Annotated in this window: 11 protein-coding genes and 1 other annotated feature; all 11 genes read left to right on the forward strand. The window is 37.7% G+C overall.

Features of this window, described 5'->3' with window-relative positions:
* The first annotated feature begins 19 nt into the window (after positions 1 to 19).
* The 11 genes from IC621_RS17930 to rpoD all read left to right on the forward strand — a co-directional run bounded on the left by IC621_RS17930 (position 20) and on the right by rpoD (position 11,865).
* Positions 20 to 418, forward strand: coding sequence for a cytidine deaminase (locus IC621_RS17930; protein ID WP_191159977.1), 399 nt, complete (start codon positions 20 to 22; stop codon positions 416 to 418).
* Positions 411 to 1,319: a GTPase Era gene (gene era, locus IC621_RS17935; RefSeq protein ID WP_191159979.1), complete on the forward strand. Its 909-nt coding sequence runs from the start codon at positions 411 to 413 to the stop codon at positions 1,317 to 1,319. The genes IC621_RS17930 and era overlap by 8 nt, the downstream gene beginning before the upstream one ends.
* A gap of 368 nt (positions 1,320 to 1,687) precedes the next feature.
* Positions 1,688 to 1,834 (forward strand): YqzL family protein, encoded by a 147-nt coding sequence (locus IC621_RS17940; protein WP_191159981.1) that lies wholly within the window; start codon positions 1,688 to 1,690, stop codon positions 1,832 to 1,834.
* Positions 1,835 to 1,868: 34 nt separating this feature from the next.
* On the forward strand, positions 1,869 to 2,639 hold the full coding sequence (gene recO, locus IC621_RS17945; RefSeq protein WP_191159983.1) for a DNA repair protein RecO: 771 nt from the start codon (positions 1,869 to 1,871) through the stop codon (positions 2,637 to 2,639).
* Between the two features lie 37 nt (positions 2,640 to 2,676).
* Positions 2,677 to 2,851: a binding site (T-box leader), on the forward strand.
* A 193-nt stretch (positions 2,852 to 3,044) separates the two neighbouring features.
* The gene (gene glyQ, locus IC621_RS17950; RefSeq protein ID WP_191159986.1) at positions 3,045 to 3,935 is read left to right on the forward strand and encodes a glycine--tRNA ligase subunit alpha; all 891 of its coding nucleotides are present in this window, start codon (positions 3,045 to 3,047) and stop codon (positions 3,933 to 3,935) included.
* Positions 3,928 to 5,991 carry a glycine--tRNA ligase subunit beta gene (glyS, locus tag IC621_RS17955; RefSeq protein ID WP_191159988.1) on the forward strand — a complete coding sequence of 688 codons (2,064 nt, stop codon included), beginning with the start codon at positions 3,928 to 3,930 and terminating at the stop codon, positions 5,989 to 5,991. Before glyQ ends, glyS begins: the two co-directional genes overlap by 8 nt.
* A gap of 277 nt (positions 5,992 to 6,268) precedes the next feature.
* Complete coding sequence (locus IC621_RS17960) at positions 6,269 to 6,907, forward strand: helix-turn-helix transcriptional regulator (protein ID WP_191159990.1); 639 nt, start codon at positions 6,269 to 6,271, stop codon at positions 6,905 to 6,907.
* Positions 6,908 to 6,931: 24 nt separating this feature from the next.
* Positions 6,932 to 7,753 (forward strand): pyruvate, water dikinase regulatory protein, encoded by an 822-nt coding sequence (locus tag IC621_RS17965; RefSeq protein WP_191159992.1) that lies wholly within the window; start codon positions 6,932 to 6,934, stop codon positions 7,751 to 7,753.
* A gap of 512 nt (positions 7,754 to 8,265) precedes the next feature.
* The gene (locus IC621_RS17970) at positions 8,266 to 8,718 is read left to right on the forward strand and encodes a YaiI/YqxD family protein (protein WP_191159994.1); all 453 of its coding nucleotides are present in this window, start codon (positions 8,266 to 8,268) and stop codon (positions 8,716 to 8,718) included.
* Positions 8,719 to 8,750: 32 nt separating this feature from the next.
* Complete coding sequence (dnaG, locus tag IC621_RS17975) at positions 8,751 to 10,571, forward strand: DNA primase (RefSeq protein WP_191159996.1); 1,821 nt, start codon at positions 8,751 to 8,753, stop codon at positions 10,569 to 10,571.
* 175 nt (positions 10,572 to 10,746) lie between these two features.
* Positions 10,747 to 11,865: an RNA polymerase sigma factor RpoD gene (gene rpoD / locus IC621_RS17980; protein ID WP_191159998.1), complete on the forward strand. Its 1,119-nt coding sequence runs from the start codon at positions 10,747 to 10,749 to the stop codon at positions 11,863 to 11,865.
* Positions 11,866 to 11,911 lie beyond the last annotated feature (46 nt).

Consider the following 11,911-nt stretch of genomic DNA (forward strand, 5'->3'; position numbering starts at 1 on the left):
GAGAAAGGGAGATTTATAAGTGAATACAGACCAACTCATCAAAGAAGCAAAAGCAGCACGAGAATTGGCTTATGTCCCATATTCAAAATTCAAGGTCGGTGCTGCACTCTTAACAAAAGAAGGAAAAGTATACCGCGGCTGCAACATTGAAAATGCAGCGTATAGTATGTGTAATTGTGCAGAACGAACAGCATTATTTAAAGCATATTCAGAAGGCGATAAACAATACGAAGCGATTGCTGTTGTAGCCGATACGAAGCGCCCTGTTCCTCCTTGCGGTGCTTGCAGACAAGTGATTTCAGAACTTTGCCCTAGCGATATGAAAGTAATCCTCACTAACTTAAATGGGAATATAGAAGAGCTTACAGTTGCAAAATTATTACCAGGAGCATTTTCTCCGGAGGATTTACATGAATAATAATAATTATAAATCAGGTTTTGTATCGATCATAGGAAGACCGAATGTAGGGAAATCTACGTTTTTGAATAGAGTCATTGGACAGAAAATTGCCATTATGAGTGACAAACCTCAAACAACACGTAATAAGATCCAAGGTGTTTATACAACAAATGATTCACAAACGGTTTTCATAGATACACCAGGTATCCATAAGCCTAAGCACAAGCTTGGCGATTTTATGATGAAGATTGCGCAAAATACACTTAAAGAAGTGGATTTAATCCTTTTTATGATTAATGCAGAAGAAGGATTCGGGCGCGGAGATGAATATATTATCGAACGTCTAAAAGACTCAAATACACCGGTTTTCTTAGTGATAAATAAAATTGATCAGCTTCATCCAGATCAATTGCTTCCTCTTATAGAACAATATCGTTCTTTATATCCTTTTAAGGAGATTGTTCCTATTTCAGCCTTACAAGGAAATAATGTTGAAACATTATTAGAACAGATTAAAAGCTATTTGCCCCAAGGACCGCAATATTACCCTGCTGACCAGGTTACAGATCATCCAGAACGGTTTATAATGGCTGAATTAATTCGGGAAAAGGTGTTACACCTTACAAGGGAAGAAATTCCTCATTCTGTAGCTGTAGTGATTGATGCGATCGAAAGGCGAGAAAACAATCAGGCAGTCTATGTTAGTGCCACAATTGTCATTGAACGTGATTCACAAAAAGGAATTATTATTGGAAAGCAAGGAAAAATGCTGAAAGAAATAGGGCAGCGTGCAAGAGTAGATATTGAGGCATTGCTGGGAACAAAAGTGTTTTTGGAGCTTTGGGTTAAGGTACAAAAGGACTGGCGTAATAAAATGACTCATTTACGTGATTATGGCTTCAATCAAGATGAATACTAAAATTTGCTCATTCGGTGTGACTTTTATTGTTATATGACAGAGTAGAAATTGAGGCTTTTGTTTCGTAGGATAAGAAGTTTATGTTAATTAAAGTGTTAGCGTGTTAAAGAGAGCTGTTGTTGTCTAGCTTAAAGGCCCTCGAGGTCACAAGCCAATCTTCAAAGAAAGGAAAAACGCTTTTCTGTTTAAGCTTGTCTTGTGGTTGCAGGGGCTGATCAAGGCGCTTCCGCTTTTCGTTTATACTGTAAAGAGTTTTCCTGGATATTAGCAAAAATTGTGTAACATGAATCGAAGGATTTTTGGCAAAATAACGATAAGAAATTGGATAGTAAAAGCTAGTCTTAAATGACAGAGAGGTGGGTTATTTAATGTTAGACTTTACCTGGAAGATTTTCTCCCAGACAGGTAGCATTGACACGTATCTTCTTTTTAAAGAGCTTGAGAAGGATAATGGAAGCCAAGGGCCCGATTTCAATGAGGATGAGCTAGCTGAAGTCGATTTTCCAATTTCGTAAGTTTTTTGCCAGGCCCTCCCGGGTGGTGAGTATATTGCTGCAAAAATGCGAAGGTATTGTCATACGATCAACAAACTATAGTGAAACTAATAAAATTATTACGATTTATACAAGAGAGCTTGGAAAAGTTGGAGTAATGGCCAGAGGCGCAAAGAAACCGAACAGCCGCCTCTCAGCTATTACCCAGCTTTTTACTTATGGGTCTTTTTTATTTCAAAAATCTTCTGGGCTCGGGCTGCTGCAGCAAGGTGAAACAATTGACACAATGCGCTCAATTCGCGAGGATATATTTCTTACAGCTTATGCTTCCTATCTCGCAGAATTATTGGATAAGGGAACAGACGACAATGAACGGAATCCCTTTTTATTTGAGCTTTTGAAACAGACATTAGATTACTTGAATGAGGGATATGATCCTGATATTTTACTTAATATTTTTGAGATAAAAATGCTCGTTGTCATCGGATTACACCCCCAGCTTGATCATTGTGTAAATTGCAAAAGCACCGATGGGACTTTTCATTTTTCCATACGTGAAGGAGGCTTTATTTGTCACCGGTGTTTCGAGACAGACCCTTATCGAATTCCAATCAGCCCGGCTGCAGGGAAGCTTTTAAGGCTTTTTTATTATTTTGATTTAAATCGTCTTGGTGAAATTTCTGTTAAACAGGAGACGAAATCTGAATTAAGAAAAGTCATTGATTACTATTATAATGAGTATTCAGGACTGTCGTTAAAATCGAAAAGATTTTTAGAACAGATGGATTCATTTAAAAAACAATTCTCGGATGAGAAGAAAAGTTGACATAACTAGATTTTTCGGATATTATGCAAGTAAAAATACTTTTGCGGTGAAGGAAAATAGTACTTGCGGCAGCCATAAAAAGCGACCTTAGGATAGTGTGAGCTAAGGTATGGACCGTTAGGAAGGGCATTCCGGAGCAAATAAAATAAAGCGGCCAATAAATAATTTGTTGGCAAATAGGGTGGAACCGCGGGAAAACTCTCGTCCCTATGTCATGTGGTGTGGCATAGAGACGGGAGTTTTTATATTTTTCATTTGATAAAGAGTATAAGTTAATGAAAGTACGAATGTGTTAAATGGGAGACTTTGCCCGGCTTAGCGCCAGGTCCGATTCTTATGGTCCTTGAGGGCTATGCTAGGCGCTTTTGCTTTCGTTCTCGCTAATAAACCGGAGGTGTAAGGAAGTTGAATATTCAAGAAATGATCATTACATTACAAAAACATTGGTCAGATCATGGCTGTGTTTTATTACAAGCCTATGATACTGAAAAGGGTGCAGGTACAATGAGCCCTTATACGTTTTTAAAAGCAATCGGACCTGAGCCGTGGAATGTTGCTTATGTCGAGCCATCCCGCCGTCCTGCAGATGGCAGATATGGAGAAAACCCGAATCGTCTTTATCAGCATCATCAATTTCAAGTGATTATGAAGCCCTCACCTGATCATATCCAAGAACTCTATTTAGAGTCATTGAAGGCACTAGGCATAGACCCGCTTGAACATGACATTCGTTTTGTTGAGGATAACTGGGAAAATCCTACCTTAGGCTGTGCAGGTCTTGGCTGGGAAGTATGGCTTGATGGGATGGAAATCACCCAATTTACGTACTTTCAGCAAGTTGGCGGGATTGAATGTAAACCAGTCTCAGCGGAAATTACCTATGGGATTGAACGCCTAGCTTCTTACATTCAAGATAAGGAAAGTGTATTTGATTTAGAGTGGACTGACGGCTTTACTGTTCGCGATATCTTTTTAATGCCTGAGTATGAGCATTCAAAATATACATTTGAGACGTCTGATACTGAGATGCTTTTTCACTTGTTTACCGTTTATGAAAAAGAAGCACATCGTCAAATGGATGAAGGTCTTGTCCATCCAGCTTATGACTACGTATTAAAATGTTCCCATACATTTAACCTTCTTGATGCAAAAGGAGCAATATCCGTTACAGAAAGAACCGGTTACATAGGGCGTGTACGGAACCTGGCAAGAAAAGTAGCAAGGACCTTTTATGATGAACGTGAAAAACTTGGCTTCCCGATGTTAAAAGAGAAGGAGGTACATGAAAATGAATAATAGAGACTTACTCTTAGAGATTGGCCTTGAGGAGATGCCTGCTCGTTATATAACAGATTCCATGAACCAACTAGGAGAAAGGGTACAAACATGGTTAAAAGAACAAAATCTCTCCTTTCAAGATATTAAACTCTATTCAACTCCAAGAAGACTGGCAATTGTGGTCTCAAATCTTGCTGAAAAGCAGCCAGATATTGAGGAAGAAGCAAAGGGCCCGACGAAAAAAATTGCTTTAGACCAGGATGGGAATTGGACAAAAGCAGCAATCGGATTCACCAAAGGACAGGGAGCGAGCCTTGAGGATATTTATTTTAAAGAATTAAATGGTATAGAGTATGTTCATGTCCAAAAGTATATAAAAGGACAAAAAACAAAAGATTTGTTGGTGGAACTGCAAAAAATTGTAGCAAACCTTACCTTTCCGAAAAATATGAGATGGGGAAGCTTTGATATGAGATTTGTACGCCCAATTCAGTGGCTGATTGCTCTTTATGGTGAAGAAGTCATCTCCTTTTCCATTACAAACGTACAAACAGGAACTAAGACGCTCGGTCACCGTTTCCTTGGGAATGAACAAGTAATCTCCTCGCCAAAAGCTTATGAACAGGAGTTATTTAGTCATTTTGTTATAGCAGATCCAATTAAACGTAAAGAAGCTATTCGCAATCAACTAAAACATCTTGAAGAAGAACAAAACTGGGTGATCCCAATTGATGAGGATTTACTTGAGGAAGTCAATAATTTAGTTGAATATCCTACTGTTTTATTTGGTATGTTCGAGAAAGAATTTTTATCAATTCCAGAGGAAGTACTGATAACATCGATGAAGGAACATCAACGGTATTTCCCTGTAAAAGACAACAACGGAAAATTAATTCCGTATTTTGTCACAGTTCGAAATGGTGATCATAAGAACTTAGAGAATGTGGCTAGAGGAAACGAAAAGGTATTGAGAGCAAGACTTTCAGATGCTGCTTTCTTTTATAAAGAAGATCAGAAATTAAAGCTTGAAGATAATTTGCAAAAGCTTGATAAAATTGTTTTTCATGAAGAGTTAGGGACCTTAGGAGAAAAGGTGAAGCGAATAACCTCCATATCTGAACATCTTTCTAAAAAACTGAACTTGGATCCACAAGCGAAGCAGGATGTACTTCGTGCTGCAAGTATTAGCAAGTTCGACCTTGTCACACATATGGTCTATGAATTTCCTGAGCTGCAGGGATTCATGGGTGAAAAATATGCTCAAATTCTTGGAGAGAATGAAGCTGTTGCAAAGGCTGTTAATGAACATTACATGCCAAGACATGCGGAGGATAGTGTCCCTGAATCGAATGTAGGTGCAATCGTAGCCATTGCGGATAAATTGGATACAATAGCAGCTTTCTTTTCAATTGGTCTTATTCCGACAGGTTCCCAGGATCCATATGCATTAAGAAGACAAGCAAGCGGGATCGTTCAAATTCTTTTAGTGAAAAAATGGTCAATCCCACTTCAAGAATTATTTGAAATGGCTTTAAGTCAATTGCATGTAGAGGACAAAGATCATGTAGTTAAAGAGCTTTCAAATTTCTTCGTTATGCGTCTTAAGTTTGTATTACAAGCACAAGGTATCAGATATGACATCATTGATGCTGTTTTAGATTCTACGGAGAAAGAGGTTAATTCATTAGTTCAGCGTGCAAATGTATTGGAAAATGGAGTTCAAGCCGCTGATTTCAAAGAATCAGCAGAATCACTAAGCCGTGTATTAAATATAGCGAAAAAAGGTGAGAAGCAGTCTGTCCGCCAAGAGCTATTTGAAAATGAATACGAACATAAGCTTTATGATAAAGCTATTGGTGTTGAAAAAGACTTTCAGCTTCACATGAGTTCTGGACACTATCAAAATGCATTTCTTGTTCTTTCTTCCTTAAAAAATGAAATTAACGAGTACTTTGATCATACGATGGTCATGAGTGAAAATGAGTTAGTAAAAGAAAATCGTTTAGCACAGATGGTCATGCTGGCCGATCTGATTAAATCTTTTGCTAACATAAATACAATTATTTTAAAATAATGTGAATCTTCATCAGAGATGTTTTATCTCTAGAGAAAAAGGTAATTAACAAATAAAGCAAAGTGCCATGGCTCCTATCTCGGATGCTCGGCATTTTGCTTGCAATTTCAGTATAAAGTTGCGACTGTGGAAGTTACACTTTATGATAAGAGACACTTGTAGTTATGAGTGCAAAACTCTTTTCTTTTCTTACAATTAGTATATAATAATTTTATATAGTATAACCTTTTTGTTTACTAAGGTGATTCATACATAATTGTACGGTTAAGAAATGGTGGTGAGTAAGATAGAGCTTAATAAACGCCAAGATCGAATATTACAAATTGTGAAGGATAACGGACCGATTACAGGTGAGCAAATAGCCGATAAGCTGGACTTAACAAGGGCAACATTACGGCCTGATTTAGCCATTCTAACAATGGCCGGTTATTTAGAAGCGAGACCAAGAGTCGGTTATTTTTATACGGGAAAAACGGGTTCACAGCTTCTCTCAGATATTTTGCAAAAACTCAAAGTTGGAGATTTCCAATCCATACCTGTTGTTGTCCATGAAAATGTTTCAGTATATGATGCAATTTGTACAATGTTTCTTGAAGATGTCGGAACTTTGTTTGTAGTTGACCAGCAATCCACCCTGGTAGGTGTCCTATCTCGGAAAGATTTACTGAGGGCGAGTATCGGTAAACAAGAATTAACTTCTATCCCTGTCAATATTATCATGACAAGAATGCCGAATATAACCGTTTGCAGACGAGATGATTTCATTATAGACGTGGCTAGTATGCTAATTGAAAAGCAAATAGATGCCTTGCCTATAATTAAAGATACTGAGAAAGGGTATGAAGTAATTGGAAGGATTACAAAAACAAACATAACAAAGATATTAGTTCAGCTCGCTGAGAACGAAATTTTATAACGAATTGAATTGGAGGAGTGGGGATTGATTAAGCGCGTAATATATGTCGTATCAGATTCTGTTGGGGAAACAGCAGAACTTGTCGTAAAAGCAGCTCTAAGTCAGTTTAACGGGTCTGCCTCTTCAAAAACTGTTAAACGCATACCATATGTAGAAGACAAAGGAACGATCAGTGAAGTAGTGTCTCTGGCAAAATCGGATAATGCCATTCTTTGTTTTACCATAGTGGTTCCAGAGCTTAGAGCTTTTTTAATCAAAGAAGCAGTTGAAAATAATGTGGTGTATTATGATATTATCGGACCTTTAATAGATAAAATGGAAACATCTTATCAGCTTCAACCCAAGTACGAACCTGGAAGAGTCAGACAATTAGATGATGACTATTTCAAGAAGGTAGAAGCGATTGAGTTTGCTGTCAAATATGATGATGGCCGGGACCCGAGAGGCATTTTACTAGCGGACATTGTCCTCGTAGGAGTATCAAGAACGTCCAAAACTCCGCTTTCTCAGTATTTAGCCCATAAACGCTATAAAGTGGCGAATGTACCAATTGTTCCTGAAGTAGAGCCGCCTGAAGAATTATTTAAAGTATCTCCTAAAAAATGCATTGGGTTAAAAATTAGTCCGGATAAATTGAATCATATTAGAAGAGAACGGCTTAAATCTTTAGGTTTGAACGATAAAGCAATCTACGCTAACATCGACCGTATTAAGGAAGAGCTCGCCTACTTTGATCGAGTTGTTAACAAAATAGGCTGCGATGTAATTGATGTTTCAAACAAAGCAGTAGAAGAAACGGCGAACTTGATTCATAATATAATGAGCGGACAAAACCATTCAAAATAAAGGATTTAATGAAAAGTGCCGGCATTAACACGAGTAGTGGATGATGCTTGGCATTTTGTTTTGAGTCCATCTATTAACCTGTTAGAAATTAGGCTTATTATTGATAAAGTACTAAGGAAATTTAAAGCTCGAATACCCAGCTCGCCTATGGTCATAAGCCAATACTCTCAAAAAAGCAAGATCGGCATTTCTGAGTGGCCCGAGTGTTTGTCCAAGGTTGTTTAAGGAGCATATAGCTTTTCTAAAAAAACTGTTCAAAATCATAGCCAAACGAATAGGTTTGTATTATAATAAAAAATTGTGATAAAATTGCATATTTTAGGTTTAGAGTTGGCTTAGAACGAATAAACTATTTATTGTAAATCTGTCAAGTATTTTTAGAAAATATAATTCGACATTTGTCATTAAATGTAAATAATAAAAAGTCCTTTTAAAATCTCGACCTTTTTTAAAAAGGTGCTAGAAGGATTCAATGGAAGTGATGTAGAATAGAGAAATATGACGAAAAAGAGATGAAAATCTTTGTCGACGCAGACGCATGTCCCGTTAAGGACGAAATAGTAAAGTGCGCGCAGGATTTTCAGCTTAAAGTAACTTTTGTTGCATCATATAATCACAAAACAAGTCGAGATCAAGCTGAACATTGGGTTTACGTTGATGCCGGCAAGGAAGCAGCAGATCTATATATTGTAAACCACGTCTCTTCTGGTGACTTTGTCATTTCACAAGACATAGGTTTAGCTGGACTGCTTCTGCAAAAGCAGGTTAATGTGATTACGCCAAGAGGGAAAGTATATAATGAGGAGAACATTGATACAGCGCTGCAATTTAGATATTTATCAGCACAAGAACGAAGAAGCGGAAACTATCTCAAAGGGCCTAAACCATACACGAAGGAAGATAGGCTCCATTTTTTATCGGCATTTAAAAAAATTTTGTCGAAAAATGCAGGAGATAAACGCTAATGCGCGAATAATGTATCACGGAGAGGTTAAATATGGGGAATCGGCTTCCCGAGGAATTAATTGAAAAAGTTCATCAATCGGTTGACATTGTTGATATAGTCAGTGAATATGTTCAATTAAAAAAGCAAGGCCGAAATTATTTTGGTTTATGCCCATTCCATGGAGAAAGTACGCCATCATTTTCTGTCTCACCTGACAAGCAAATCTTTCATTGTTTTGGCTGCGGAGCAGGCGGAAATGTTTTTTCTTTCTTAATGCAAATAGAGGGCGTTCAATTTCTCCAAGCTGTAAGCCAGGTTGCTGAAAGAACGAATATTGAACTTCCTGCTACAACCCAAATACCGGAGACAACCGGGCAGAATAATCTTGAGCTGCAGCCTATGATTGATGCTCATGACCTTCTAAAGAAATTTTATCATCATTTATTAGTAAACACAAAAGAAGGTCAGGAAGCGTATGATTATTTACTCAATAGAGGCTTTTCAAAAGAAGTAATTGATAAATTTGAAATCGGTTATTCATTGAATTCTTGGGAGTTTGTCAAAAAGTTTCTTGCAAAGCGCGGCTTTCATCCAGAAATAATGGATCAAGCAGGTTTATTAGTAAAAAAGAATGAGACAAATGAATACTTTGACCGATTTCGAAACCGTATCATGTTCCCTATCCATGATCATCATGGACATGTGGTTGCTTTCTCAGGAAGAGTGCTCGGGAATGAACAGCCAAAATATTTAAATAGCCCTGAAACAAAGTTATTTAATAAAAGCAAGCTTCTGTACAATTTTCACCAAGCAAGGGTACATATAAGAAAATACCAGGAAGCTGTTCTGTTCGAAGGGTTTGCTGATGTCATTTCGGCTGTAGAGTCAGGAGTTCCCAATTCTATCGCAACGATGGGGACTTCTTTAACAGAAGAACAAGTCAAAGTTTTAAAGCGAAATGTATCAGATGTTATTATTTGTTACGATTCTGACCAAGCAGGAAGAGAAGCGACTATGCGTGCAGCTAAAATTCTGACAAAAGCAGGCAGTAAAGTAAAAGTTGCGGTAATACCTGATGGTCTTGACCCTGATGACTACATTAAGAAATATGGATCTGAGAAATTCAAACAGGATGTAATAGGGGCAAGTGTTACGTTGATGTCTTTCAAAATGCAATACTACCGTAAAGGCAAAAATCTTCAAGATGAAGGAGATCGCCTAAAGTATATCGAAGAGATACTTAAGGAAATTGCAGTGCTTGAAAGTCCTGTTGAGCAAGAAATGTATGTCAAGCAATTGTCAGCAGAATTTTCGCTTTCAATAGAAGTATTGAAAGATCAGCTGTCCCGAACTGAACGAAAAAGTCAGCAGCAGCAATTCAGTAAATATGAAAATAAACAACAGCAATCGAGAAAAGCGACCTCTAGTAGACCTAAAAATGGACTGCTTCCTGCTTTTCACAATGCAGAGCGTATGATAATTGCTCATATGCTAAAGAATAGCGATATAGCACAGAAAATTCTTGATCAAATCGGCCTTATGTTTAATATTGAGGAACATCGGGCAATTGCAACTTATCTATATGCTTATTATGAAGAAGGGAACCCGCCTAATGTAAGCTTGTTTCTTGGGAAATTGCCCAATAACCAGCTTTCGGAAGTCGTTTCGAATATTGCAATGCTGCAAATAAATGAAGAAGTTACAGACCAAGAAATAGCTGATTATGTAAAACAGGTGTTGAATTATCAAAAACTGTTAATGATAAAAGAAAAAGAAACAGAAAAGCTTGAAGCAGAAAGACAACGGGAATTTGTTCAAGCAGCAAAAATTGCAATGGAAATTGTGCACCTTAAAAGAGCTTTAAAATCATAACCTGAGTTCAAAATATTTTCTAGTCGCTTCCCTTGCAAGCTCAGGGAGAGAAAAGAAAGAGTTGGATTTAGATTTTTACAGTTCATTAACGATAACAAAATCGTTCATGTCCGTAAGGTTTAGATGAATATTTTTATCTGAACCGATGTAGTTTTTGGAAGGAGGGGATTCAGCAATGGCTGATAAACAAACCCATGAATCTGAATTAACCTTAGAACAAGTAAAAGATCAGTTAACTGAATTAGGCAAAAAACGTGGAGTTTTAACATATGAGGAAATTGCAGAACGTATGTCTAATTTTGAAATTGAATCAGACCAAATGGATGAGTACTATGAACACTTGGGTGAGCAAGGTGTTGAACTTCTAGGTGAAAACGAGGAAGAAACAGCAGACCCAAATATTCAGCAGCTGGCAAAAGAAGAAGAAGAGTTTGATTTAAATGACTTAAGTGTACCACCCGGAGTAAAGATTAATGATCCGGTCCGAATGTACTTAAAGGAAATTGGGCGAGTAGACCTTCTTTCTGCAAATGAAGAGATTGAGCTTGCTAAACGTATAGAAAAAGGTGACGAGGATGCCAAACGCAGATTGGCTGAAGCAAACCTTCGTCTTGTTGTTAGTATTGCAAAGCGTTATGTAGGACGCGGAATGCTATTTCTTGATTTGATCCAGGAAGGTAACATGGGATTAATGAAAGCCGTTGAGAAATTTGATTTCGAAAAGGGCTTTAAATTTAGTACGTATGCAACATGGTGGATCAGACAGGCGATTACACGCGCAATTGCTGACCAGGCAAGAACAATTCGTATTCCTGTCCATATGGTCGAGACGATCAATAAATTAATTCGGGTTCAACGACAATTATTACAAGATCTTGGCCGTGAACCCACACCTGAAGAAATAGCTGAGGATATGGATCTTACACCTGATAAAGTAAGGGAAATCTTAAAGATTGCACAAGAACCCGTATCTCTTGAGACACCTATCGGTGAAGAAGATGATTCCCACTTAGGTGATTTTATTGAAGACCAAGAAGCTACCTCCCCATCTGAACACGCTGCCTATGAATTATTAAAAGAGCAGCTTGAAGATGTATTAGATACTTTGACAGACCGTGAAGAAAACGTATTGAGACTTCGCTTTGGACTGGACGATGGGCGTACAAGAACACTTGAAGAAGTTGGAAAAGTGTTCGGTGTAACACGGGAACGTATTCGTCAAATTGAGGCAAAAGCTTTGCGAAAGCTCCGCCATCCAAGCCGAAGCAAACGATTAAAAGATTTCTTGGAATAGACTCAAAAGACGGACATTGTCCGTCTTTTTTGCTGTTTTGACGTCC

Source organism: Metabacillus arenae (assembly GCF_014773385.1).
In the GTDB taxonomy this organism is placed as follows: Bacteria; Bacillota; Bacilli; order Bacillales; family Bacillaceae; genus Metabacillus_D; species Metabacillus_D arenae.